This is a genomic window from Curtobacterium sp. RIT-PI-V, assembly GCF_025642935.1.
In the GTDB taxonomy this organism is placed as follows: domain Bacteria; phylum Actinomycetota; class Actinomycetes; order Actinomycetales; family Microbacteriaceae; genus Curtobacterium.
Map to the genome: position 1 here is coordinate 206352 of NZ_JANZKM010000002.1, position 23847 is coordinate 230198.

Here is a 23847-nt window from a genome sequence, read left to right on the forward strand (position 1 = left end):
TCCCGTCGGCCGTGCCTCCCAGCCGGGGTGTCCCGCGAACCCGTCTGCACGGTGCGAGGATCGTCGCCCGGCGCGAGGTGGGCGGTTCCGTGCTGGGTTGCCGCGCGGCACGGAGCGATCAATGTCGCACGGGCCGACCGGAGTTGCACCGTGCGGCGCGCGAGCAGTTCAGGCGGAGGTGACGACGAGCGCAGCCACGATGTCCCGCACCGTGTCGTCGACCGGCCCGTCGATGGAGACGTCGACGGCAGCCTCATCGGGCTGCGGCCGTTCGAGCGTCGCGAACTGGGAGTCGAGCAGCGACGACGGCATGTACTCGTGGTGCCGGTGCGCCTGCCGCTCGGCGATGAGGTCGTGCGAGCCGTCCAGGAACGCGATGACGAGGCCGGGCGCCGACTGCCGGAGCCGGTCGCGGTAGACGCGCTTGAGGGCCGAGTTGGCCATCACGCAGCGGCTTCCGGACGCCTCGACCGCGGCGATGCGCGCGGCGCAGGCGTCGAGCCACGGCCACCGGTCGTCGTCGGTGAGCGGGATGCCCTGCCGCATCTTCTCCTTGTTCGCGGCCGGGTGCAGGTCGTCGGCGTCGACGAACACGGCCGGCTGGCCCTGCTCGGCGAGGGCGTCGGCGAGCGCCTGCCCGATCGTGGACTTGCCGGAACCGGAGACGCCCATGACGAGGACGGGTGGGAGGACAGCGGTGTCGGTCATCCCTCCACAGTATTGACGGGGTGGACAGTCATCCCCAGTTGCCGTAACACCCGTGCGATCCCGAGCCGCGGACCGTAGGTTGGTGGCGAACGTCAGGACAAAGGAGACCTTCGTGGCAGACAACAAAGGACAGGCGAACATCGGCGTGGTCGGTCTGGCGGTGATGGGGTCGAACCTCGCGCGCAACCTCGCGTCGCGTGAGGGCAACACGGTCGCGGTGTACAACCGCACCTACGCCCGCACCGAAGAACTCATCAAGGAGCACGGTGACGCCGGCTTCATCGCGTCCGAGTCGATCGACGACTTCGTCGCCTCGCTGTCCAAGCCGCGCACCGCCATCATCATGGTGCAGGCCGGCAAGGGCACCGACGCCGTGATCTCGCAGCTCACCGAGAAGTTCGAGGAAGGCGACATCATCGTCGACGGCGGCAACGCCAACTTCCACGACACGATCCGGCGTGAGCACGACCTGCGCGAGAAGGGTCTCAACTTCGTCGGCACCGGTATCTCCGGTGGTGAAGAGGGCGCGCTCAAGGGCCCGTCGATCATGCCCGGCGGCTCCGCCGAGGCATGGGAGACGCTCGGGCCCATCCTGAAGTCGATCGCAGCGGTCGCCGAGGGCGAGCCCTGTGTGACCCACATCGGCACCGACGGCGCCGGCCACTTCGTGAAGATGGTGCACAACGGCATCGAGTACGCCGACATGCAGCTCATCGCCGAGTCCTACGACCTGCTCCGCAGAGTCGGCGGGCTCTCCGTCGAGGACCTGGTCAAGGTGTTCCAGGAGTGGAACGGCGGCGACCTCGAGTCCTACCTGATCGAGATCACGGTCGAGGTCCTGAAGCAGCGCGACGCCGACTCCGGCAATCCCCTCGTCGACGTCATCCGCGACGAAGCCGGCTCCAAGGGCACCGGCGTCTGGACCGTGCAGAACGCGGTCGGGCTCGGCATCCCGGTCTCCGGCATCGGCGAAGCGGTGTTCGCCCGCGCGGTGTCGTCGAAGCCGTCGCAGCGTGCCGCGGTGCAGAAGGCGTTCCCGGACCGGCCCGACATCGCCGAGGTCCCCGACGGCTTCGAGGACGACGTCCGGGCGGCGCTCTACGCCTCGAAGGTCGTCGCCTACGCGCAGGGCTTCGACCTCATCATCGCCGGTGCCAAGGAGTACGGCTGGGACATCAACCTCGGCAACGTGGCGAAGATCTGGCGGGGTGGCTGCATCATCCGCGCCCAGTTCCTCAACCGCATCGTCGAGGCGTACGACAAGAACCCGGAGCTCGAGTCACTGCTCGTCGACCCGTACTTCGCGAACGCCGTGCAGGAGGGCGAAGCCGCCTGGCGCCGCATCGTCGGGATCGCCGCCGCGTCGGGGATCCCCGCACCGGGCTTCTCGTCGGCGCTGTCGTACTTCGACTCGCTCGCGTCCGAGCGGCTGCCCGCCTCGCTCATCCAGGGGCAGCGCGACTTCTTCGGTGCGCACACCTACCAGCGCATCGACAAGGACGGCACCTTCCACACGCTGTGGTCCGACGACGACCGTCGCGAGGTCGACCAGGAACCGTCCACCCACTAGACCGCGGCACGACCGCACCCTCGAAGGGCCCTGCCGATCGGCGGGGCCCTTCCCACGTCCGACCGCTGTGTGCTCGGTTCAGGCGACGATGCGCTCGCGCGCGAGGTCGGCGACGAGCCGGTCCAGCCGCTGCCCGCGGCCGAGCAACCGACGGGAGCCCGGAGCCGTCCGGACGAAAAAGGTCGCGACCGCCGGGGTGTCGTCCGGCCGGACGTAGTGGATCGCGACCGCGCACGCCCGACGGGCATCGGCGCGGTCACCGTCGCCGCGGACGTCCTCGATCCCGACGTGCACCACCCTGCTCCACCGGATCACGAGCAACCGCGTGGCCTTGCGGTCGTCGAGTTCCCACAGGGAGGCCTCGGTCGCCCCGAACGCCCAGGTCACGCGGGCACCGAGGCTCACCTCCGGCCGGACCTCGGCGATCGCGTCGCGCAGTTCGGTCGTCGGAGCCGCCGGCACGAGCCAGACCGTGGGGTCGATGCGGCGGATGGCGAGCGCGAGGGCCTCGTCAGCGTGCCGGCGTCGCACCGCAGCGGCACGGACGACCGCGACCACGATGACCGTGACACCCAGCGCGATCGCACCGAACTCGACGATCCCGAACCAGGACAGGTCGACGTCGGGCGCCGCCCCGACCACGATGATCCGTGCGGTGAGGAGTGCCGCCCAGATACCCACGATCACCCACCGCAGCGTGGACAGGCGCTGTGCAGCGGACATCGGTGTGCGGTCGGATCGGCGGGCGCGGCCGGGGCGCGGAACGGGATCTGGACGCCTCGGCACACCCCGATCCTCGCACGACCCGATCGGCAGGTGCTGGCCGGGGTCGGTGAACGACCGGGGAACCGCACGCACAGCCGACGAGCGGCCGGGCGACCTACGCTCGGGCGGTGACCACCGAACGCACCACGGACGTCCCGACGCCGGACGACCCATCGACGGACGAACGTCCGGCCGGAGCCCCGCTCCGCCGGCCCGCGGTCCTCGCAGCGGCCGTCGGTCTCGTGGCCGCCGCCGCCTTCCTCGGGATCGCCGAGTTCGGGGCGCTGCTCCTCGGTGGTGCCGGCAGCCCGTTGGTGGCCGTCGGATCAGCGGTGATCGACCTCGCACCGGCCGGGGCCAAGAACCTGATGGTCGCCCTGTTCGGCACCGGCGACAAGGTCGCACTCTTCGCGCTCATGACCGTCATCGTCGCCGCGATCAGCGCCGGGGCCGGGGTCCTCGAGCGCGCCCGGCCGCCCTTCGGGGCACTCGTCTTCGCCGTCGGCGGCGTGCTCGCACTCATCGCGGTGAGCACCCGTTCCGGCAGCGGCACGTTCGACGGCGCTCCCACCGTGTTCGGTGTGGCAGCCGCCGTGATCACCCTGCGGCTGCTGCTCCGCCGGCTCCGGCGCTGGGAGGCCGCAGCGGCCGTCCCGTCGGCGTCACCGCGACCGGCCTCGACCGAGCGCCGCGCGTTCCTGGTCTGGGGCGTCGCGACCGCAACGGTCGCGATCGTGGTGGGCACTGCCTCCCGGGTGGGGTCGTCCGCGATGCAGGCGGTCGCCGCTGCCCGACGAGCCGTGCGCCTGCCCGTGGCGGCGACGCCCGCACCGGCCGTGCCGGGCGGCGCCTCGCTCGACGTCGACGGGATCACGCCGTACGTCACGCCGAACGCCGACTTCTACCGGATCGACACCGCGCTGCGCGTCCCCTCGATCGACCCGGCCGACTGGAGCTTGCGCATCCACGGCGCCGTCGAGAACGAGGTGACGCTCACGTGGGACGAGCTGCTGGCCCTGCCGCTGGAAGAGCACATGGCCACTCTGAGCTGCGTGTCCAACGAGGTCGGCGGCGACCTGATCGGGAACGCGCTCTGGCTCGGGTACCCGATCCGGGAGCTGCTGGCCCGCGCGAAGCCGACCGGGGACGCCGACATGGTGCTGTCCCGCAGCATCGACGGGTTCACCGCAGGCACGCCGTTGGACGTCCTGCAGGACGAGGGCACCGAGGCACTGCTCGCCATCGGCATGAACGGCGAACCGCTGCCCACCGAGCACGGGTTCCCGGCACGGATGGTCGTGCCCGGGCTGTTCGGGTACGTGTCGGCGACGAAGTGGGTGACCGAGATGGAGGTCACGCGCTTCGCCGATGCGCAGGGGTACTGGACGCCGCGCGGATGGTCGGAACGCGGGCCCGTGAAGCTCGAGTCGCGCATCGACACCCCGCGGAACGGGACGAGCGTGACCGTCGGCGAGCAGGTCGCCATCGCCGGGGTCGCCTGGCAGCCGCACACCGGGGTGAAGGCCGTGCAGGTCCGGGTCGGCTCGGGTGCGTGGCAGCAGGCAGAACTCGCCGAGTCGGCGTCTGCGGACACCTGGCGCCAGTGGGTGCTGCGCTGGACGCCGACCGCGGGGTCGCACCGGATCGAGGTCCGCGCGGTGAGCGCCGACGGCGAGGTGCAGACGAGCGTCGAGCGGCCGCCCGCGCCGAACGGGGCCTCGGGCTGGGCGTCGGTCACGGTCGACGCGAAGTAGCGCGGGCGTCGGGGTCGGGTCGGGGCCGCGCGGCACGCCGTCTGCTGATCGCCGAGGTTCCGAGATCTCGGCATGTCGAGCGCTGGAAACGGCCGTCTGTGCGACCTCGGCGAAAGTGAGCGGCATGTCGCGACCGGTCGGCGAACCAGACGCCGGCCGAACTCGTGCGGGTCAGGCGGGGAGCGTCGCGACGACGCAGGTGCCGTCGACCTCGTCGTCCTGCTCGACGACAGCAGTGAACCCGGCGGCCAGGAACGCCGCAACCGAGACATCCGCCTGCGCCACGGACACCTCGATCACGACCGAACCACCCGGGCGCAGCCACTCCCCCGCTCCCGCGGCGATCCGCCGGTGCAGGTCGAGGCCGTCCGCCCCACCGTCGAGGGCGACGCGGTGCTCGTGCTCCCGCGCTTCGACCGGCATGAGCGCGATCGACGCCGTCGGGACGTAGGGGGCGTTCACCGCGATGACGTCGACGGCGCCGCGGAACCGGTCCGGCAGCGGCGAGAACAGGTCACCGGCGACGACGATCCCGCGGTCGCCGATGTTCTCGGCCGCGACGTCGACGGCGTCCGGGTCGATGTCCGTCGCCACGAGGTCGAGTGCGCCGACCCGGCCGAACAACGCCACCGAGATCGCTCCGGCACCGCAGCACAGGTCGACCACGCGGTCGTAGCGCTGCAACCGACGGGCAGCCTGCTCGACGACGACAGCGGTCCGGGCACGCGGGACGAACACCCCGGGGGTCACCCGGATGCGGTGTCCGTCGAAGGCGGCCCAGCCGAGGACGTACTCGAGCGGCTCCCCGCCGAGGCGACGCTGGAGCAGGGAACGCAGCCGGACGGGGTCACCGGCGCCTGCTTCGAGCAGGAGGTCGGCTTCGTCCTCGGCGAAGACGCTCCCCGCGGCCCGGAGCCGAGCCGCGAGGGCGTCACGCGCGGGATGGGTCACCAACGTTCCGCAGACACGTCACGTCGACGAGACGGTGAGGCGCCGTCGGCTGTGCCCATGGTTCGACGGCTCCGCTACGCTGCGCCGTCGAACATCGACGTGACGGAGCCGTCGTCGAAGACCTCGTGGATGGCGCGGGCCAGGAGCGGGGCGATCGGGAGGATCTCGAGGCGGTCCCAGCGCTTCTCGACGGGCACCGGCAGGGTGTCGGTGACGACGACGCGGTCGATGAACTCGCTCTGCAGCAGCTCGGTGGCCGGGTCGGAGAACACGGCGTGGGTCGCGGCGACGACGACGCCGATCGCGCCGGCCTCCTTCAGCGCCTCAGCTGCCTTGGCGATCGTGCGCCCGGTGTCGATCAGGTCGTCGACGAGCAGGCACCAGCGGCCGGAGACGTCGCCGACGATCTCGTGGACCGTGACCTGGTTCGGGACCAGCGGGTCGCGACGCTTGTGGATGATGGCGAGGGGCGCGCCGAGCTTCTCGGACCAGATGTCGGCGACGCGGACGCGGCCCATGTCGGGCGACACGACCGTCAGCATCGACGGGTCGAGGATCTCGCGGAAGTGCTCGAGCAGCACCGGCATGGCGAAGAGGTGGTCGACGGGGCCGTCGAAGAAGCCCTGGATCTGGGCGGCGTGCAGGTCGACGCTCATGATGCGGTGCGCGCCGGCGGCCTTGAACAGGTCGGCGACGAGGCGGGCCGAGATCGGCTCGCGGCCGCGGCCCTTCTTGTCCTGACGGGCGTACGGGTAGAACGGCGCGACGACGGTGATGCGCTTGGCCGAGGCCCGCTTCAGCGCGTCGACGATGATGAGCTGCTCCATGAGCCACTCGTTGATCGGCGCCGTGTGCGACTGGATGACGAACGCGTCGCACCCGCGGACCGACTCGTCGAACCGGACGTACAGCTCACCGTTCGCGAAGGTCCGGGCATCGGTGGGGACCAGGTCGACACCGAGTTCCTCTGCGATCTCGGCGGAGAGCGCCGGGTGTGCTCGCCCCGAGACGAGGACGAGTCGTTTCTGGCCGGTTGTCTTGATTCCGGACAAGTGCGGTGCTCACTCCCTGACCCGCGTGGGGTCGATGTCGACGACCGGTGGTCGCCAGGATCTATTCGCCGTTCGCGTGCCGAGCAGCCTCGGCCGCCGGTGTGCCGGGTCGGTGTTCCTCGACCCATCCGTCGGTGTTGCGCTGTGGGGCGTAGCTGATCGCGAGCGATCCGGCCGGGACGTCCTTGCGGACCGTCGTTCCGGCACCCGTGTACGCACCGTCACCAATCCTAACCGGGGCGACGAACACGTTGTGCGAGCCTGTACGAACGTGCGAGCCGACCTCGGTGCGGTGCTTGTGCACGCCGTCGTAGTTCGCGGTGATCGTGTTCGCACCGATGTTCGAGTCCTCGCCCACCTCGGCGTCGCCGATGTACGACAGGTGCGGGACCTTGCTGCCGCGCCCGATCTTCGCGTTCTTCGTCTCGACGAAGGTGCCGATCTTGCCCTGGTCGCCCAGGATCGTGCCCGGACGCAGGTACGCGAACGGCCCCACCGACGCTCCGTCACCGATCACGGCGAGGGTGGCGTCGACCCGGTTCACCGTCGCGCCGGCACCGACCTCGGTGTCGCGCAGCGTGGTGTCCGGCCCGACGACGGCACCGGCGGCGATGGCGGTCGCGCCGAGGAGCTGGGTGCCGGGCAGGACCTCGGCATCCGGTTCGATCGAGACGTCGAGGTCGATCCAGGTGGTGGCCGGGTCCTGCACGGTGACGCCGGCGAGCTGGTGCCGGCGGACGATGCGGGCGTTGAGCTCGCGGGCGGCGTCGGACAGCTGCGCGCGGTCGTTGATGCCGGCGACGAGCCACGGGTCCGTCAGGGTGACCACATCGATGCGCCCGCCTCGCGCACTGATCAGCGCAGGGGCGTCGGTGATGTACTTCTCGCCTTGCGCGTTCGCCGTGGTGAGCGACGGCAGGACAGCCCGGAGACGCGTGACGTCGAACGCGTAGATGCCCGCGTTCGCCTCGGCGATGGCCAGCTGTTCGGCTGTCGCGTCCTTGTGCTCGACGACGCCGACGAACGCGCCGTCAGCATCCCGCACGATCCGTCCGAGGCCGGTCGGGTCGGGGGCGATCGCGCTGACGAAGGTCGCACCGTTCCCCCCGCCGGCGTGGGCGTCGACGAGCAGGCGGAGCGACGCCGCGTCGAGCAACGGGACGTCGCCGGAGAGCACCACGACGGCTCCGTCGAAGTCGGCGGGGAGCGCCTGGACCGCGACCTCGACCGCGCGGCCGGTACCGGGGACGTCGTCCTGGTCGACGATGATGGCGTCGGGCGCACGCTCGGTGATCTCCGCTGCGACCAGGTCACGCTCGTGCCGCACGACCACGGCCACGTGCTCCGGCCCGAGGGACGACGCCGTCCGCAGGACGTGCGCGATGAGCGGCAGCCCGGCGAGCCGGTGCAGCACCTTGGGGGTGGACGACTTCATGCGCGTGCCCTGCCCGGCGGCGAGGACGACGACGGCGATGCGCTGGTCGGTCATGGGTCCATCCTGGCGCACCCGCACTGCGGAGTCCGGTGGAACCGCGGCCCTGTGCAGAACCGTGCGCACAACCGCACCGGTGACGTTCCTTCCCATCAACCTCGGGATGGAAAGCGGGATCGGGCATACCTGGCCGGAACGAACGACCAGCTACGCCCGAAACGACCAGCTACACCCACACAGCTACACCCACACACCTACGCGCGGAACGCCCGCGGCTCGGGCTTCACGAACGCCATGAGCACCAGCCCCACGACGAGCACCACCACGATCCCGAGGATCCCGAAGCGCGTCGAGCCGCCGACCGTCACCGCGACACCGAACAGCGCCGGCGCCAGGAACGACGCCGCCCGGCCGGTGGTGGCGTAGAGGCCGAAGAGCTCGCCCTCGCGGCCGGGGGTCGCCAGCCGCGCCAGGTACGCCCGCGACGACGACTGCACGGGCCCGACGAACAGCGCCAGGGTCAGCCCGAGCACCCAGAACCACTCCGTCCGAGTACCGACCGCCAGCACGCCGAGCCCGCAGGCAGCGAGTCCGATCAGCGACACCATGATGAGCGCGCGCGAGCCGAAGCGGTCGTCGAGCCGTCCGGACACGAAGGTGGCGACGCCGGCGACGACGTTCGCGGCGATGGCGAACAGGATGACCTGCGAGGCGCTGAAGCCGAACACCTGCGCCGCGATGATCCCGCCGAAGGTGAACACCGCGCCCACACCGTCGCGGAACACCGCGCTGGCGACCAGGAACGCGAGCACGTTCCGCCGCTCGCGCCAGAGCCGGGCGATGTCCCGGCCCAGGTCGCGGTACGCGCCGAACACACCGCCGGTGTGCCGGTGGTCGGGCGCGGCCTCGGGCACGACGATGAAGAGCGGGATCGAGCTGACCGCGAGCCACACGGCAGCGATGCCGATCGCGACGCGGACGTCCCACTGCCCGGTCGCGACGGTGGCCGGCAGCTGCAGCAGTCCGCCGACGACGCCGTCGCCGCGGAAGTCCTGGATGCAGAGCACGAGCAGCAGCACGAGCAGCACGATCCCGCCGAAGTACCCGGCGGCCCACCCGATCGCGGACACCCGTCCGGTGCGCTCCCCCGATGCGACCTGCCCGATCATGGCGTTGTAGCCCACGCTCGCGATCTCGTACGCGACCGTCCCGATGCCGAGCAGCGCGGCCCCGAGCACGAGGTACGGCTGGCTCGGCGCGACGAAGACCATGCCGCCGATGGACAGCACGATGCCGATCGTGGCGATGAGCACGGACCGGCGGCGGTGCCCGGACGAGTCCGCCAGGCGCCCGATCGCAGGTGCCACGAGCGCGACGACGATGCCGGCGATCGTCAGTGCCGTGGAGACCACCGCGGCGTTGTGAGCGAGTTCACGTTCCACCAACGCCGTGCCCGCGGCGGAGGTGTCGGACACCTTCGCCGGGTCGACGAACGCCCGGCTGGCCAGGTACGTGCTGAACACGAACGTGGTGACGACGGCGTTGAACGCCGCGGACCCCCAGTCCCACAGCGCCCAGGACACGAGCGCGCGCCGGTCGGTGCGCTGCGGCACGACGGCGGCCGGTGAAGCGGTCATGCGCGAACCGTAGCGCGTCCCGGTGACGCACCGGTGGCCCCGTTCCGGGTCACGTGCCGGATGGGAGGCCCGTGGCGGCCTGGCCACGGGCCTCCCGTCCGCCCTGTGCGGTGTCCAGGACCCGGCGCGCGTCGCGCACGTCGGCTCAGGCGGGGACGCCGCCGGGGTAGACGACCGACTTGAGGGACTCCGGGTCGGTGTCGCTCTCGAGTGCCTCGCGGACCTCGTCGAGGCCGAACCGACCCGTCACGAGCGAGTCGAGGTCGATCTGCCCGGACGCGACCAGGCCGATCGCGACGGGCCACGTGCCGGTGTAGCGGAAGATGCCGGTGACCGTGACCTCGAGGTTCTGGATGTGCTCGACGGGCAGGGTCATCTCGGAGTTGCCGAGCCCGACGAGCACCGCGGCGCCGGCCGGTCCGACGGCCTTGATGCCGTCGGACACGGCACGGGGAGCACCACTGGCGTCGATGAACGCGTCGACCGGGGCGATGTCCGAGGCGACGGACACCACGGTCGGGTCGACGACCTCGGTGGCGCCGTAGTGCACCGCGCGCTCCCGGCGCTCGGGGACCAGGTCGCTGATGACGATCCGGGTGGCGCCGAAGGCCCGCGCGGCCTGGGCGCAGATGATCCCGATCGGACCGGCGCCGGCGATGAGCACCGAAGAGCCGGGGACGATGCCGGCCTTGCGGACCGCGGCGATCCCGACGGACAGTGGTTCGAGCAGGGCGCCGGCCTCGAACGAGACGGAGTCGGGCAGGACGTGGGCGAACTCGGCCTCGATCGTGACGAACTCGGCGAAGGCCCCGTCGACCGGCGGCGTCGCGTAGAAGCGCATGTGCGGGCAGAGGTTGTAGCGGCCGGCCAGGCACTGCGCGCACCGGTGGCACGGGCGCTGCGGTTCGACGGCGACGCGCTCGCCGACGCGGGCGGGGTCGACGTCAGCGCCGACGGCGGTGATCGTGCCGGACAGCTCGTGACCGAGGACGAGGGGCTCCTCGACGACGAAGTCCCCGATGCGGCCGTGGCGGTAGTAGTGCACGTCGGAGCCGCACACCCCGACGGCGGCGACCCGGACGAGCACGTCGCCCGGGTCGACCTCCGGGACCGGGCGGTCCTCGACGGTCAGGTCCTGGGTCCCGAGCAGCACGCTGGTGCGCTGGCGCTGGATGGAGGTCATGGGGTTCTCGCTTCCTCGGCCGCGTCGTCGCGGTCGGACGTGTGGGTGGTGGAGCGGTCGGGCGTGTGGGTGGTGGAGCGGTCGGGCGTGTGGGTGGTCGTGGAGTCGGCTGGAGCGGGCCTCGGGACGAGCCGGGCCGCCGTCGGGTCGCGCAGCAGGTCGCGGAACCCGAGTTCGGCGGCGCCGCGGAGCAGGACGTCCCGCCCGAGGGCTGCCGGCACGACGCGCAGCCGGTCGGTCATGGCGGCCATCGTCTGCGCCCGGACGTCGTTCTCGACGCGGTCCCCGACGTGTCCGAGCAACGTGCTGAGGAACCCGCCGAGCACCACGACCTCGGGGTTGACGGTGTGGATCGCGTTGCGGAGCGCGGTGGCGAGGGCCGTCACCTGACGGTCGACCACCCGCTCGACCTCGGGCCGGTGCTCGGCGAGCGCTGCGGCGAGCGCGTCGAGGTCGTCGGGCGGTGTCCCGGTGACGTCGGTGAGCGCCGACCGCGACGCCTCGGTCTCGAGGCACCCGACGGCGCCGCAGTGGCACCGGATGCCGTTCGCCGCCACGAAGGTGTGGCCGAGTTCCCCCGCGTACCCGTCGGCGCCGCTGAAGGGCCGCCCGGCGCTGACGATCCCGCCGCCGATGCCGCTCGCGCCGCCGTTCAGGTACACGAGGGCGTCGACTCCGCGGGCGCTGCCGTACAGGCGTTCGGCCCAGGCACCGAGGTTGGCGTCGTTCGCAGCCCGGACGGGCAGGCCGAGACGTGCAGCGAGCGGCACCGCGAGCGGTTCGTCGCGCCAGCCGAGGTGCGGGGCGTTGCGGACGGTGCCGTCCTCGACGCGCACGATGCCGGGGACGGCGACGCCGACGCCGACGATCCGGGCGCCTGGGGCTGTCCTCGCCCGCGCGGCGGTCCGGGTGCTCAGGACGCCGAAGATCCGTTCGACCGCATCGATCGCCCGTTCTGCCGTCGGTACGGTGGCCTGCGGCTCGACGAGTCGGTCGCGCACGGTGCCGTCGAGGGCGACGAGGGTCACCCCGACCGCGTCGATCTCGACCGTGACGGCTGCGGCGAGCACGTCGCCGGACGCACGCACGACACCGCTCGGCCGTCCGACCCCGACGCCGGGGGCACCGGCGGACGGCATCTCCTCGAGCACGAGTCCGGCCTCGACGAGTTCGCCGACGAGCGCCAGGACCGTCGAACGGTTCAGGCCGGTGCGTCGGGTGAGTTCGGCGCGGGTGACCGGGCCTTCCTCGTGGACCAGGCGGAGGACGCGCGCGGCGTTGCCGGGTGTCGTGGTCGGTTGCCGGACCATGGGCCTCCTCGTCGGTCTGTTGGGCGGGTGCGTCGGTGGGTGGGCGGGTGGATGGGTGCCCGAGTCTCGCGCTGAGCGACAGTCCTCGCACTCGAGCGTCCGAGAAGTGTCGCTCAGCCCGAGTCTCGGCCCTGGCTCAGCCCCGGCTCACCCTCGCGACCGCGAGAACGCGGCGTCGAACGAGGCCGACGGCGGCGCGATCGTGCCGAGCTGCCGCACGAACGCCAGCGCCTCGGGTCCTCCGACGAGGCGGTCCATGCCGGCGTCCTCCCACTCGACGCTGGTCGGTCCGGTGTAGCCGATGTGGTTCAGCACGCGGAACACGCGCTCCCACGGCACGTCACCGTGTCCGGCGGTCACGAAGTCCCAGCCGCGGCGCGGGTCGCCCCACGGCAGGTGCGAGCCGAGCCGGCCGTTGCGCCCGTCGAGCTGCTTCACCGACTCCTTGCAGTGCACGTGGTACACCCGGTCGGCGAAGTCGAGCAGGAACGCAGCGGGGTCGAGGTCCTGCCAGACGAAGTGCGAGGGGTCGAAGTTGAACCCGAACGCCGGCCGGTCCGCGAAGAGCTCGAGGGTGCGCTCGGCGGTCCAGTAGTCGTAGGCGATCTCGGACGGGTGCACCTCGAGCGCGAAGCGGACCCCGACCTCCTCGAACACGTCGATGATCGGCGACCAGCGGTCGTGGAAGTCCTGGTACCCGGCGTCGATCATGCTCGGCGGGACCGGCGGGAAGCCCGCGACGGTCTTCCAGATCGACGAGCCGGAGAACCCGGTGACGGTGTCGGCGCCGAGTGCCGCTGCGGCGCGCGCGGTCCACTGGAGTTCCTCGGCGGCACGCTGCCGGACGCCCTCGGCCTCGCCGTCGCCCCAGACGTGCGGCGGCAGGATGTCCTCGTGCCGCTGGTCGATGGGGTCGTCGCACACGGCCTGACCGACCAGGTGGTTCGCGATGGTCCAGACACGCAGTCCGTTGCGTTCCAGGATCGCCTTGCGCTCGGCGACGTACGACGGGTCCGTCGCGGCGCGCCGGACGTCCAGGTGGTCGCCCCAGCAGGCGATCTCGAGTCCGTCGTACCCCCAGTCGCCGGCGAGCCGGGCGACCTCCTCGAAGGGCAGGTCGGCCCACTGTCCGGTGAACAGCGTGACCGGCCGGGAGGCCCGGGTCGGCTCCGCCTGGTCGCTCGCGTCCGTCGTCGTCATCGTCGTCGTCCTTCCGTGCGGTGGTCGAGGTGGGTGCTGTGGTCGAGGTCCGTGCTGTGGTCGAGGTCCGTCACCACGGCCCGGGTGCGGACCCGGCGGGGACGGCGGCGGGGCGGTCGACGCGCGAGTGCACGTCGACGACCGCGTGGTCGCGGGCCGCGGCCGAGACGGCCTCCATGATCTCGAGCACGTGGAACGCGAGATCGCCCGAGGCCCGGTGCGGACGGTCCGTGGCGATCGCGTGCGCCAGGTCGGCGAGCCCGTACCCGCGACCGGCGTCGGCGTACCCGGCGGAGACCGGCAGCTCTCGCCACTCGCGGTCGTCCGCGGTGGCGATCGACACCGGGTCCGAGAACCGGTTCGGGTCCGGGACGCCGAGGGTGCCGGCGGTGCCGTACACCTCGAAGAGCGGTGCGCGGGTCGCCCACACCTCGAACGAGACGGTGACGGTCGAGACGACGCCGTTCTCGTGCTCGAGGATCGCGACCACGTGGGTGTCGATGTCGACCGGGATCGCCGTGCCGGCGTTCGGTCCGGTCGCGACGGTCCGCTCGCGGGTGGAGCGGGTGGCACTGCCGCTCACCCGGACGACCGGTCCGAAGAAGGTGACGAGGCTGGTCAGGTAGTACGGGCCCATGTCGAGCAGCGGGCCGCCACCGGGCTGGTAGTAGAACGCGGGTGCCGGGTGCCAGAGCTCGTGGCCGGGGGCGCTCCAGGCGACGGCCGCGCCGACCGGGGTGCCGATCAGGCCGTCGTCGAGGGCGTCCCGAGCGGTCTGGATGCCGGTGCCGAGCACGGTGTCCGGGGCGCTGCCGACCCGCAGGCCCGCGGTCCGGGCGGCCTCGAGCACCGGTTCGGCCTCGGCCGTGGACATCGCCAGGGGCTTCTCGCCGTAGACGTGCTTGCCCGCGGCGAGCGCCCGGGTCGCGACGTCGGCGTGGGCGGCGGGGATCGTCAGGTTGAGCACCACGTCGACGTCGTCGGCCGCGAGCAGCTCGTCGACGCTCGTGCCGCGCACGCCCTGTGCGGCGCCGACCGTCTGCGCCCGGTCGACGTCGAGGTCGGCGACCGCGACGAGCGACAGGCCGGGCAGGGCCGGGAAGTGCTCGAAGTACTGCTGGCTGATCACGCCGACGCCCACCACCCCGACGCGGAGTACGGGTTCGTTCATTGTGCTGCCCACAGGAGGCCCCTCTCGATGATGGTGCGGAGTGGCTGCGACTCGACGACCTCGAGGCGGTGCCCGGGCGCGGAGACGAACACGCGGCCAGCACCCCACTGCCGTGTCCAGATCGCCGGTGCGGTGACCGGACGGTTCCAGGCGTCGAAGTCGCGCGCTTCCTGCGTGGTGGTCGCGAGGACGTCGTTGTACTCGTCGGACAGCACCCAGTACTGCTCGGTGACGAGGTCGAAGTCCTCGATGCCCTGCGTGATCGGGTGCGATCGTCCGAGGTCGGTGAGGTGCACCGTGTACGGGATGTAGTTGTCGGACTGCTCCCCGACGCGCTCGTCGGGGTGCTTGCCGGCGTGGTGGGCGAACTGGCCGCCGACCATGTGCAGGTAGTCGGCGGTGTTCCGGAACGCGTCCGCGATCCCGCCGTGCCAGCCGGCCAGTCCGGCGCCGCCCAGGACCGCGCGCTGCAGCCCGGCGAACTCGTCGTCGGCGATGGTCGACATGGTGACGACCTGCACGATCAGGTCGACCTCGGCCATGACGGACTCGTCGGCGTAGACGGCCGTCGAGTCCGATACCCGGACGGCGAACCCGTTGTCACGCAGGAACGGGACGAACAGGTCGGTGGTCTCGACGGGCTGGTGGCCGTCCCAGCCCCCGCGGACGACGAGGGCCTGACGTGTGCCGTCGGCGGCGGTCACGAGGTCGCCGTCCAGCTGCTGCCGTCGGCAGCGCTGCGTTCGACGGCGTCGAGCACCCGCTGCACGTGCAGGCCGTCCTCGAACGAGGGCGCCGGGTCGGTGCCGGCCACGATCGCGTCGACGAAGTCCTTCACCTGGTGGCTGAAGGTGTGTTCGTACCCGATGAGGTGTCCAGTGGGCCACCACGCCGCCATGTAGGGGTGCTCGGGTTCGGTGACCAGGATGCGGCGGAAGCCCTGCTCCCCCGCGGGTGCCGACGACTCGTACAGCCGCAGTTCGTTCATGGACTCGAGGTCGAACTGGATCGCTCCCTCGGACCCGCTGATCTCGAGCGTCAGGCCGTTCTTCCGGCCGGTCGCGTAGCGCGTGGCCTCGAACGTGCCGATCGCACCGTCGGCCGCACCGCCGCCGAGTCGGGCGGTGAAGAACGCGGCGTCGTCGACGGTGACCTGCCCGCGCTCGCTCGACGCCGTGCCGGAGAGTCCGACGCCGTCGGCGAGCAGGGGGCGCTCGGTCACGAAGGTCTCGAGCAGACCCGACACCCGGGTGAGCTCGGCGCCGGTGACGTGCTCGACGAGGTCGATCGCGTGCGCGCCGATGTCGCCGAGCGCACCGGAACCGGCGAGCTCCTTGTCGAGGCGCCAGGTCATCGGGCCGTCCGCGTCGGCGAGCCAGTCCTGCAGGTAGAGCGCGCGGACCTGGCGCACGGTGCCGATCCGGCCGTCCTGCACGAGCTGTCGGGCGAGGGCGATGGCCGGCACCCGGCGGTAGCTGAACCCGACCATGGCGCGGACCCCGTGCGCCCGGGCGGCTGCGGCAGCGGCGGTCATCGCCTCGGCCTGTTCGACGGTGTTGGCGAGCGGCTTCTCGCACAGGACGTGCTTGCCGGCCTCGAGCGCGGCGATCGCGATCTCGACGTGCGACGACCCGGGCGACACGATGTCGACGACGTCGATGTCCGGGTCGGCCACGACGGCGCGCCAGTCGGTCGACGCCGACTGCCAGCCGTACTGCACGCGAGCGGCCTCGGTGCGTTCCGGGTCGCGCCCGACGATCACCGCCATCTCGGGTTCGACCCCGAGGTCGAAGAACCTGGGGGCGGTCCGCCATGCCTGTGAGTGCGCGGCTCCCATGAAGCCGTGCCCCACCATGGCGATCCGCAGTCGTTCCTGTGCCATCCGCTCGCTCCTTTGCGATCACGTCCTTGCCACAGCCAACACTACCGCTTATGTTGGGCGCGGCAACATTTTGTTTCGACGACGAACGGTGACCACCATGGCAACGACGCCCACCCGTGCAGACAAGTTCTCCTTCGGTCTCTGGACCATCGGCTACAACGGCTCCGACCCCTTCGGCGGGCCGACCCGCCCGGCCCTCGACGTGGTCGAGGCGGTCGAGAAGCTCGACGAGCTCGGCGCCTACGGCCTGACCTTCCACGACGACGACCTGTTCGCGTTCGGCTCGACCGACGCCGAACGGCAGACGCAGATCGACCGCCTCAAGGGTGCGCTCGACGCCACCGGCCTCATCGTGCCGATGGTGACGACGAACCTGTTCTCCGCACCCGTGTTCAAGGACGGCGGCTTCACCTCCAACGACCGGCAGGTCCGCCGCTTCGCGCTCCGCAAGGTCCTGCGCAACATCGACCTCGCCGCCGAGCTCGGTGCGTCGACCTTCGTGATGTGGGGCGGCCGCGAAGGCTCCGAGTACGACAGCGCGAAGGACGTGCAGGCCGCACTCGAGCGCTACCGCGAGGCCGTCAACCTGCTCGCCGACTACGTCACCGACAAGGGCTACGGCATCCGCTTCGCCATCGAGCCGAAGCCGAACGAGCCCCGCGGCGACATCCTCCTGCCGACCCTCGGCCACGCGATCGCCTTCACCGAGACGCTCGAGCGCCCCGAGCTGTTCGGCATCAACCCCGAGGTCGGCCACGAGCAGATGGCGGGCCTGAACTTCACGGCCGGCATCGCCCAGGCGCTCTACCAGGGCAAGCTCTTCCACATCGACCTCAACGGTCAGCGCGGCATCAAGTACGACCAGGACCTGGTGTTCGGCCACGGCGACCTGCAGAACGCGTTCTCGCTCGTCGACCTGCTCGAGCACGGTTCGCCGCAGGGCGGCCAGGCCTACGACGGCCCGCGCCACTTCGACTACAAGCCGAGCCGCACCGAGGACATCACCGGCGTTTGGGACTCGGCGGCCGCGAACATGCGCATGTACCTGCTGCTCAAGGAGCGTGCGCAGGCCTTCCGCGCCGACCCCGAGGTGCAGGCCGCACTCGAGGCCTCGAAGGTCGGGGAGCTCAGCACGCCGACCCTGAACGACGGCGAGTCCTACGACGCCTTCCTGTCCGACCGCTCGGCCTACGAGGACTTCGACGCCGACGCGTACTTCGGCGGCAAGGGCTTCGGCTTCGTCCGACTGCAGCAGCTCGCCATCGAGCACCTGCTCGGCGCGCGCTGACAGGCTGCGGGGATGACACAGCTCGTCGCCGGCGTCGACTCGTCGACCCAGTCCTGCAAGGTCACGATCCGCGACGCGGCGACGGGTGCCGTCGTCCGTGAGGGACGTGCCGCCCACCCGGACGGCACGTCCGTCGACCCCCGCCACTGGTGGGACGCCCTCGGCACCGCGGTCGCGGACGCCGGCGGGCTCACCGACGTCGGCGCCGTCGCGATCGCCGGGCAGCAGCACGGCATGGTCGCGCTCGACGCCGACGGTCGCGTGGTCCGCGACGCCCTGCTCTGGAACGACGTGCGCAGTGCGGATGCGGCCGCGCAGATGGTCGAGGAGATCGGACGGGAATCCTGGGTCGCCCGGACGGGTCTGGTCCCGGTGGCATCGTTCACCGGGACCAAGCTGCGGTGGCTCCGCGACGCCGAGCCGGACAACGCCGGCCGCGTCGCTGCGGTCGCGCTCCCCCACGACTGGTTGTCGTGGCGGCTGCGCGGGTACGGCCCGGCCGACGAGAGTCCGCTCGGACCGGACCTGGACGCCCTGGCGACCGACGCCTCGGATGCCAGCGGCACGGCCTACTGGGACCCCGTGCGCCGGGAGTACGACCCGGACCTGTTCGAACTCGCGCTCGGCCGCCCGATGCGCGTCGCCGGCGCCGAGCCGACCGCGGACACGGTCGTCGTGCCGCGCGTGGTCGCCCACGACGAGGCGATGGGGACGCTCGCCGTCGACGTCACGCTGCCGCACGGCGCGGCCGCGCCGGCCGGACTGGTCGTGGGCGCCGGCCTCGGCGACAACGCCGGTGCGGCGCTCGGCCTCGGGCTCGCCCCCGGGGACATCGCGGTGTCCCTGGGGACCAGCGGGACCGTCTTCGGCGTCACCGCGACCGAGGTCCTGGACCCGAGCGGGACCGTGGCGGGCTTCGCCGACGGGACCGGGTCGCGCCTCCCGATCGTCACGACGCTCAACGCAGCCCGCGTGCTCGAGGTGATCGGCGGTCTGCTCGGCGTGGACCACGCCGCGCTCGGCGAGCTGGCGCTGCAGGCGCCGGCCGGGGCCGACGGCCTCGTGCTGGTGCCCTACTTCGTCGGCGAGCGCACGCCCAACCGGCCGGACGCGACCGCGTCACTGCTCGGGATGACCCCGGGTACGACCGACCGACCGCACCTGGCGCGCGCCGCGGTGGAGGGCATGCTCTGTGCCCTGGCCGACGGACTCGCCGCGGTCGAGGGCACCGGCGTGACCGTGTCGCGACTGCTGCTCATCGGCGGGGCCGCGCGGAACGACGCCGTCCGGACCGTCGCCGCGCAGGTGTTCGGACGCGACGTGCTCATCCCGGAACCGGGCGAGTACGTGGCGTCCGGGGCTGCGCGTCAGGCAGCCTGGGCGTCGACCGGCGCGCTGCCGTCGTGGGACATCGCGACGACGACCGTGCCGGCGGACCCGCACCCCGAGGTGCTCGAGCAGTACCGCGCCGCGGCGCGCTGACCGAGGAGACCCATGGCACGCACCGACCTCCCGCTCGACGAACTCCGTCGGCACCGACCCGAGGTCCGGCGACCGGCCGACTTCGACGCGTTCTGGGCGGACACGATCACCGCGGCCCGGGCGGCCGGAGCGGGGACGGCTCCTGTCCTCGCTCCGGCCGACACCCCGGTGACCGGACTCGTCGTCGAGGACCTGACGTTCCCGGGGTTCGCCGGCGATCCGGTGCGCGCCTGGGTCTCGCGACCGCTGGCCGGTCGTGACACGTCGCTGCCCGTCGTGGTCGAGTTCCTCGGCTACGGCGGCGGCCGCGGGCGCCCCGGCGAACGCGTGCACTGGGCCCTCGCCGGGTACGTGCACGTCGTCATGGACACCCGTGGCCAGGGCAGCGGGTGGGCCGGCGGTGACACCCCCGACCCGCACGGCTCCGGACCGCACGCGAGTGGGTGGATGACGAGCGGCATCGGATCCCCCGCGGACCACTACTACCGCCGGGTGTACACCGACGCCGTCCGCCTGGTGGACGCCGTGCGGACGCTGCCCGGTGTCGACCCGGGGCGCATCGCCCTGACCGGTGGCAGCCAGGGCGGCGGCATCGCCATCGCCGCAGCTGCTCTGGTCGAGGCCCACGTCGGGCCGATCTCCGCAGTGCTGCCCGACGTCGCGTTCCTGTGCGACTGGGAGGGCGGCACGGACGTCGCCGTCGGCGGCCCGTACCTGGAGATCGCGACCTACCTGTCCGTCCACCGCGACGCGGCCGAGACCGTCTGGGACACCGCGGCGTACTTCGACGGGGTGAACCACGCCGCCGGCATCACCGCCCCGGCGCTGTTCTCCGTGGCCCTGATGGACGACGTCGTGCCGCCGCGCACGACCTTCGCCGCCTTCAACGCGCTCGGGTCGACCGGCGCGCTCGGCCCGGACGATCGCCAGATCGAGGTGTACCCGTACAACGGGCACGAGGGCGGCGGCTTCCGGCACTGGGAACGCCAGGTGGCGTTCCTGCGGTCACGGGGTGTGGTCTGACCCGTGCAGCGTTCCTGAACCGTCTCCGATCCCACCGGTGCGGCCGACCGCGGCGCGAGCGAGCGGCTCACCAGGCCCGCACACCGATGACCGTGATGGTCGGTCGGTGCCGAGCTCCTGACCCGTCCTCGGTCCTGACGATCGTCCACGACCGCACCGCGCCCGCCGCCGGGCTCACCAGGGTGTGGTCGAGCGGCATCGCGAGCGCCGGGACGACCGAGGTGGGCCAGGTCCCGAGGCCTGCCGCGTGCACGGTCGACGCGGCGTCCTGACAGGATCCGAGTCCGCCGCCACCGAACGCGTCCACCGATGCGTTGAAGTCCCCGGCGACGATGACGTCGGCATCGTCCGCGCACCGCCGCCGCACCCAGTCGAGGTCCGCACGCCACCCCGCGAGTCCGCGCAGGAGGGGCTGCGGTGCGTGCACCGCGAGGATCACGGGGCCTCCGGGAACCGACACGACCAGGGTCTTCACGGGGTCGATGCCCGGGTGCATCGTGGCGTGCGCGGCGAGGTCGTCCCGGACGAGCACGGCGACCTGCGCGCCGGGCTCGGCGAACACGCGCATCGGTCCGCTACCGGATCCCATCGCGGCGGCGACGGCCTCGGCGGCGGCGGATGAGCCGGCATCGGGCAGCACGACCACGTCGGCACGGCCCGCCGAGGCTGCGCGCCCGATCGCGGTGGGCCCGACGAGACCGCCGTTCGTGTTCCACTCGAACACGCGGAGGCCGCCCGCCACGTGCGGCGGACCGGCGTCGAAGCCCCTCGTCTCGAGGACCGCACCGTTGGCTCCCGCGAGGGCGACGAGCACGGCACCGACCGCGAAGGCCATGACACGCGACCGGCGCCGCGCGACGCCGAGGACGATCAGCACCACGGCTGCGACGACGACGCAGACGGACACCACCGCGCGTGCGGGCAGCACCGCCGCGAGCACCGGTGCGCGGGCGATCCCGAGCCACGGGGCGAAGACGAACGCACTGCCGAGCACCACCACCCCGGAGACGACGACGGGGGCGACGGCTCGGCGGGTCAGCACGGTCTCACGGTGCCGTGTCGGGGTGGTAGGACGCCCCCGATCGTGTGTCGGAGCTCTCAGGGACGCATCCGCGGGCGCCGACCGAGGTCAGGCCCGCCGCACCGTGTCCCGGGGGTACTCGCCGTGGCGCTCGAGGTAGGCGGCCGAGAACCGACCAGCGTGGGCGAACCCCCACTGCCGGGCGACGTCGGCGATGCTCGTCCCCGCCGGGTCGGCGTGCAGGAGCTCGTCGCGCACCCGGTCGAGACGGACCCCGCGCAGGTACCCGTTCGGGCTCACCCCGAGCTGCCGCTGGAACGCCTGCTGCAGAGCACGCAGGCTCAGGGAGGCCACCTCGGCCAGGTCGGTGCTCGTGATCGGCAGGTGGGCGTGCTCGTGCACGTACTCGACGGCCCGGCGGATGTGCGCGTTGCGCGGAAGCAGGAGTTCGTCCGGCAGCGTGGCCGAGACGACCGGGTACAGCTCGAGCAGCGCCAGCGCCCCCAGCCGTCCCATCTCCGCCTGCAACAGCGGTGAGACCTGCCGATCGAGCACCGTGTGCGAGATGAGCTTGACCGTGTTCCGCCACATCGTCACCGCCCGGTCGTCGGGTTGCACGGTGTGGTCGAGCTGCACGCCGCCCGACGCCGCACCGCGCTCGCCGGCGACCTCCTCGAGCGATGCCCGGTTGATCTGGACGAGACGCTGGTCGTAGTCCTGGTACGTGAACGCGGCGCCGTCCTGCGGCCACAGCTGCGGCCGGCCCACGGCGCTCACGAGACGGTCGTCGCCCTCGCCGATGAAGCCGGTGCCCCGGGTGATCCACTGCACGACGAAGTCGTCCGACGGCGTCATGACGCCGTCCAGGTGCCCGTCGAACCGGATCGCGCGCAACGTCATCGTCGAGTCACCGACCGCCGAGTACCGGAAGGTGAACGGCTGCGCGGTCGTCTCGGCGCGCCACTCGGAGGCGTCGTACGCCCCGACCAGGAAGTCGCGTGCTTCGTCGACGTCGGCGGACCGGACGTCGTCCTGCACGCGAGCTCGTTCGTCTGTCATCGGTTCACCGAGTGCAGTGTGACGGACGCAGGGCCGCCCGTCCGCACCACTGTCCGAGAAGCGCTCCCCGCGCCCGCCGACGCGTGGACCGGATGTGCACGGCGACGGGACGATGTCCGGATTTCGACCGCCGGGCCACTGCCGACATCCGCGATCCGTCGAGTCATCGGTCCTTGCGCACACCGAGGACTTCCTGCTCGTACGGTCGTCTCATCCAGCGGCATCGGGCCGCTCAGGAGAACACGAGGACGACATGACCACCGTGACCGCAGCTCCGGTCCACCCGATCAGCGCCCCCGAGTACGCCTTCGAAGCGGCCTCGGCGCAGAGCCGACGGAACCGCCACCGTGGCACGTTCAGTGAACTCCGTGACGCGCAGCGTCAGCGCACCCTGCAGATCGCAGCGGTCACCACCGGCATCGTCTCGGTGAGCGTCCTCGCTTCCGCAGCCGCCGTGATCGGACTCTCCGCGTGATCCGGGACGGCGACGCCTTCGAGGACGTCCGTACCCAGGCCATCGACATGACCGCACTCTTCGCAGAACAGGAACGCCACGATGCTTGACCAGAGCACGCTCGAACAGCTCCGACAGAGCCCCCTCGAGTGGCGCCGGCGTGGGCTGACCCCACCCGCCGACCTCGACCAGATCGTCCAGGCCCGTCTCAGCGCGCACATGGGTCACGCGGACCCGTCCTACGCGGACTTCTTCGCAGCCTGACCCCCGACCCCACTTCCTCATGACGCTCCTCACACTCACGCCCCCGGCCGTCGAGACGACCGCGCAGCGCACCGCATCCAAGGCCGCCGACGACCTCTTCACGGCGCACGGCGTGATCCCGGTGCGCTTCGAGGACGTCGCCGCGCACGCGGGCATGAGCGTGGACGAACTGACGGCGGCGTACCCGTCCAAGCAGGCGCTCGTCGTGGCGGTCCTGCGACGCTGGCACGGTGCGTGGCGTCGGGCACTGGACCACATCGCCACCACCTCGGCGGATCCCCGTGACGAGATCCTCGGCATCTTCAGCTACCTGGAGAAGTGCTTCGCGGACGAGGGGTGGCGCGGCTGCGCGTTCATCAACGGACACGCCGAGCTCGGGCGGCAGGACGCGGAGATCGCCGCACTCGCGGCCGAGCACTTCCGCGACGTCGAGAGCCACCTCACGTTGCTCTGCACCCGTGCGGACATGCCGGCGCACATCGCCGAGACCCTGTCGCTGCTGGTCGAGGGCGCCCGAGTCGAGTCAGCCGTGCAGGGATCGGCGAAGCCCGCCCGGAGCGCGCGGCTCGGAGCGGCCATGATCATGTCGGTGTTCGAGGAGCGCACGACGTTCTGACCGCACGTATGATCCGGAGAACCAC

22 protein-coding genes are annotated in these 23847 nt (G+C 72.0%); 8 read left to right on the forward strand and 14 right to left on the reverse strand.

The genetic code is table 11. The features are described from left to right. Window positions 1–168: 168 nt before the first annotated feature. A complete protein-coding gene (locus tag OGL88_RS03085; protein WP_263089498.1) occupies window positions 169–708 on the reverse strand; it encodes a gluconokinase in 540 nt (179 codons plus the stop codon). Window positions 709–820: 112 nt separating this feature from the next. Here OGL88_RS03085 and gndA point away from each other — a divergent pair, with 112 nt between their 5' ends. Further along, on the forward strand, window positions 821–2278 hold the full coding sequence (gene gndA, locus OGL88_RS03090) for an NADP-dependent phosphogluconate dehydrogenase (RefSeq protein WP_263089499.1): 1458 nt from the start codon (window positions 821–823) through the stop codon (window positions 2276–2278). Between the two features lie 78 nt (window positions 2279–2356). Here the strand turns inward: gndA and OGL88_RS03095 are convergent, their stop codons facing one another. Continuing rightward, window positions 2357–3001 carry a hypothetical protein gene (locus OGL88_RS03095; RefSeq protein WP_263089500.1) on the reverse strand — a complete coding sequence of 215 codons (645 nt, stop codon included), beginning with the start codon at window positions 2999–3001 and terminating at the stop codon, window positions 2357–2359. A 170-nt stretch (window positions 3002–3171) separates the two neighbouring features. On the opposite strand from OGL88_RS03095, the gene OGL88_RS03100 reads away from it, so the two are divergent. Then, entirely contained in the window at window positions 3172–4797 is a 1626-nt protein-coding gene (locus OGL88_RS03100) for a molybdopterin-dependent oxidoreductase (protein ID WP_263089501.1), read from the forward strand. Between the two features lie 171 nt (window positions 4798–4968). Here OGL88_RS03100 and OGL88_RS03105 read toward each other — a convergent pair whose 3' ends face one another. The 10 genes from OGL88_RS03105 to OGL88_RS03150 all read right to left on the reverse strand — a co-directional run bounded on the left by OGL88_RS03105 (window position 4969) and on the right by OGL88_RS03150 (window position 16615). Further along, a complete protein-coding gene (locus OGL88_RS03105; protein ID WP_263089502.1) occupies window positions 4969–5748 on the reverse strand; it encodes a putative protein N(5)-glutamine methyltransferase in 780 nt (259 codons plus the stop codon). A 74-nt stretch (window positions 5749–5822) separates the two neighbouring features. Beyond that, on the reverse strand, window positions 5823–6800 hold the full coding sequence (locus OGL88_RS03110; protein WP_111084848.1) for a ribose-phosphate diphosphokinase: 978 nt from the start codon (window positions 6798–6800) through the stop codon (window positions 5823–5825). 61 nt (window positions 6801–6861) lie between these two features. Then, the gene (glmU, locus tag OGL88_RS03115) at window positions 6862–8289 is read right to left on the reverse strand and encodes a bifunctional UDP-N-acetylglucosamine diphosphorylase/glucosamine-1-phosphate N-acetyltransferase GlmU (protein ID WP_263089505.1); all 1428 of its coding nucleotides are present in this window, start codon (window positions 8287–8289) and stop codon (window positions 6862–6864) included. A gap of 197 nt (window positions 8290–8486) precedes the next feature. After that, the gene (locus OGL88_RS03120; protein WP_263089506.1) at window positions 8487–9869 is read right to left on the reverse strand and encodes an MFS transporter; all 1383 of its coding nucleotides are present in this window, start codon (window positions 9867–9869) and stop codon (window positions 8487–8489) included. Between the two features lie 145 nt (window positions 9870–10014). Then, window positions 10015–11052, reverse strand: coding sequence for an NAD(P)-dependent alcohol dehydrogenase (locus OGL88_RS03125; protein WP_263089507.1), 1038 nt, complete (start codon window positions 11050–11052; stop codon window positions 10015–10017). Then, a complete protein-coding gene (locus OGL88_RS03130; RefSeq protein WP_263089508.1) occupies window positions 11049–12362 on the reverse strand; it encodes an ROK family transcriptional regulator in 1314 nt (437 codons plus the stop codon). Before OGL88_RS03130 ends, OGL88_RS03125 begins: the two co-directional genes overlap by 4 nt. A 147-nt stretch (window positions 12363–12509) precedes the next feature. Continuing rightward, on the reverse strand, window positions 12510–13562 hold the full coding sequence (locus tag OGL88_RS03135; protein ID WP_263089509.1) for a sugar phosphate isomerase/epimerase family protein: 1053 nt from the start codon (window positions 13560–13562) through the stop codon (window positions 12510–12512). A 70-nt stretch (window positions 13563–13632) separates the two neighbouring features. Beyond that, on the reverse strand, window positions 13633–14733 hold the full coding sequence (locus OGL88_RS03140) for a Gfo/Idh/MocA family protein (RefSeq protein WP_263089510.1): 1101 nt from the start codon (window positions 14731–14733) through the stop codon (window positions 13633–13635). Continuing rightward, the gene (locus OGL88_RS03145; RefSeq protein WP_263089511.1) at window positions 14730–15437 is read right to left on the reverse strand and encodes a ThuA domain-containing protein; all 708 of its coding nucleotides are present in this window, start codon (window positions 15435–15437) and stop codon (window positions 14730–14732) included. Before OGL88_RS03145 ends, OGL88_RS03140 begins: the two co-directional genes overlap by 4 nt. After that, window positions 15434–16615, reverse strand: a complete 1182-nt coding sequence (locus tag OGL88_RS03150; protein WP_263089512.1) for a Gfo/Idh/MocA family protein — start codon at window positions 16613–16615, stop codon at window positions 15434–15436. Before OGL88_RS03150 ends, OGL88_RS03145 begins: the two co-directional genes overlap by 4 nt. Window positions 16616–16712: 97 nt before the next feature. Here OGL88_RS03150 and xylA point away from each other — a divergent pair, with 97 nt between their 5' ends. Genes xylA through OGL88_RS03165 form a run of 3 tightly spaced genes read left to right on the forward strand, consistent with a single transcriptional unit; the run spans window position 16713 to window position 20408 of the window. After that, window positions 16713–17903 (forward strand): xylose isomerase, encoded by a 1191-nt coding sequence (gene xylA / locus OGL88_RS03155; RefSeq protein ID WP_263089514.1) that lies wholly within the window; start codon window positions 16713–16715, stop codon window positions 17901–17903. A 12-nt stretch (window positions 17904–17915) separates the two neighbouring features. Further along, window positions 17916–19385 carry a xylulokinase gene (locus OGL88_RS03160; RefSeq protein WP_263089515.1) on the forward strand — a complete coding sequence of 490 codons (1470 nt, stop codon included), beginning with the start codon at window positions 17916–17918 and terminating at the stop codon, window positions 19383–19385. 12 nt (window positions 19386–19397) lie between these two features. After that, window positions 19398–20408: an acetylxylan esterase gene (locus OGL88_RS03165; RefSeq protein WP_263089516.1), complete on the forward strand. Its 1011-nt coding sequence runs from the start codon at window positions 19398–19400 to the stop codon at window positions 20406–20408. A gap of 67 nt (window positions 20409–20475) precedes the next feature. On the opposite strand, the gene OGL88_RS03170 is transcribed toward OGL88_RS03165, so the two are convergent. Both OGL88_RS03170 and OGL88_RS03175 read right to left on the reverse strand, forming a co-directional pair. Further along, window positions 20476–21450 (reverse strand): endonuclease/exonuclease/phosphatase family protein, encoded by a 975-nt coding sequence (locus tag OGL88_RS03170; RefSeq protein WP_263089517.1) that lies wholly within the window; start codon window positions 21448–21450, stop codon window positions 20476–20478. A gap of 87 nt (window positions 21451–21537) precedes the next feature. Next, the gene (locus OGL88_RS03175) at window positions 21538–22488 is read right to left on the reverse strand and encodes an AraC family transcriptional regulator (RefSeq protein WP_263089518.1); all 951 of its coding nucleotides are present in this window, start codon (window positions 22486–22488) and stop codon (window positions 21538–21540) included. Between the two features lie 253 nt (window positions 22489–22741). On the opposite strand from OGL88_RS03175, the gene OGL88_RS03180 reads away from it, so the two are divergent. The 3 genes from OGL88_RS03180 (at window position 22742) to OGL88_RS03190 (ending at window position 23822) form a co-directional block, all read left to right on the forward strand. Further along, window positions 22742–22963 carry a hypothetical protein gene (locus tag OGL88_RS03180; RefSeq protein ID WP_205464040.1) on the forward strand — a complete coding sequence of 74 codons (222 nt, stop codon included), beginning with the start codon at window positions 22742–22744 and terminating at the stop codon, window positions 22961–22963. 81 nt (window positions 22964–23044) lie between these two features. After that, window positions 23045–23206: a hypothetical protein gene (locus OGL88_RS03185; RefSeq protein WP_205464039.1), complete on the forward strand. Its 162-nt coding sequence runs from the start codon at window positions 23045–23047 to the stop codon at window positions 23204–23206. Between the two features lie 19 nt (window positions 23207–23225). Beyond that, window positions 23226–23822 (forward strand): TetR/AcrR family transcriptional regulator, encoded by a 597-nt coding sequence (locus OGL88_RS03190; protein ID WP_263089519.1) that lies wholly within the window; start codon window positions 23226–23228, stop codon window positions 23820–23822. Window positions 23823–23847: the final 25 nt, after the last annotated feature.

What these genes read in the sequence shown, in the direction of transcription:
- OGL88_RS03085 (WP_263089498.1), bottom strand. Translation starts at nt 708, where the DNA reads ATGACCGACACCGCTGTCCTCCCACCCGTCCTCGTCATGGGCGTCTCC.
- OGL88_RS03095 (WP_263089500.1), bottom strand. Translation starts at nt 3,001, where the DNA reads ATGTCCGCTGCACAGCGCCTGTCCACGCTGCGGTGGGTGATCGTGGGT.
- glmU (WP_263089505.1), bottom strand. Translation starts at nt 8,289, where the DNA reads ATGACCGACCAGCGCATCGCCGTCGTCGTCCTCGCCGCCGGGCAGGGC.
- OGL88_RS03120 (WP_263089506.1), bottom strand. Translation starts at nt 9,869, where the DNA reads ATGACCGCTTCACCGGCCGCCGTCGTGCCGCAGCGCACCGACCGGCGC.
- OGL88_RS03125 (WP_263089507.1), bottom strand. Translation starts at nt 11,052, where the DNA reads ATGACCTCCATCCAGCGCCAGCGCACCAGCGTGCTGCTCGGGACCCAG.
- OGL88_RS03130 (WP_263089508.1), bottom strand. Translation starts at nt 12,362, where the DNA reads ATGGTCCGGCAACCGACCACGACACCCGGCAACGCCGCGCGCGTCCTC.
- OGL88_RS03135 (WP_263089509.1), bottom strand. Translation starts at nt 13,562, where the DNA reads ATGACGACGACGGACGCGAGCGACCAGGCGGAGCCGACCCGGGCCTCC.
- OGL88_RS03140 (WP_263089510.1), bottom strand. Translation starts at nt 14,733, where the DNA reads ATGAACGAACCCGTACTCCGCGTCGGGGTGGTGGGCGTCGGCGTGATC.
- OGL88_RS03150 (WP_263089512.1), bottom strand. Translation starts at nt 16,615, where the DNA reads ATGGCACAGGAACGACTGCGGATCGCCATGGTGGGGCACGGCTTCATG.
- xylA (WP_263089514.1), top strand. Translation starts at nt 16,713, where the DNA reads ATGGCAACGACGCCCACCCGTGCAGACAAGTTCTCCTTCGGTCTCTGG.
- OGL88_RS03160 (WP_263089515.1), top strand. Translation starts at nt 17,916, where the DNA reads ATGACACAGCTCGTCGCCGGCGTCGACTCGTCGACCCAGTCCTGCAAG.
- OGL88_RS03165 (WP_263089516.1), top strand. Translation starts at nt 19,398, where the DNA reads ATGGCACGCACCGACCTCCCGCTCGACGAACTCCGTCGGCACCGACCC.
- OGL88_RS03175 (WP_263089518.1), bottom strand. Translation starts at nt 22,488, where the DNA reads ATGACAGACGAACGAGCTCGCGTGCAGGACGACGTCCGGTCCGCCGAC.
- OGL88_RS03180 (WP_205464040.1), top strand. Translation starts at nt 22,742, where the DNA reads ATGACCACCGTGACCGCAGCTCCGGTCCACCCGATCAGCGCCCCCGAG.
- OGL88_RS03185 (WP_205464039.1), top strand. Translation starts at nt 23,045, where the DNA reads ATGCTTGACCAGAGCACGCTCGAACAGCTCCGACAGAGCCCCCTCGAG.
- OGL88_RS03190 (WP_263089519.1), top strand. Translation starts at nt 23,226, where the DNA reads ATGACGCTCCTCACACTCACGCCCCCGGCCGTCGAGACGACCGCGCAG.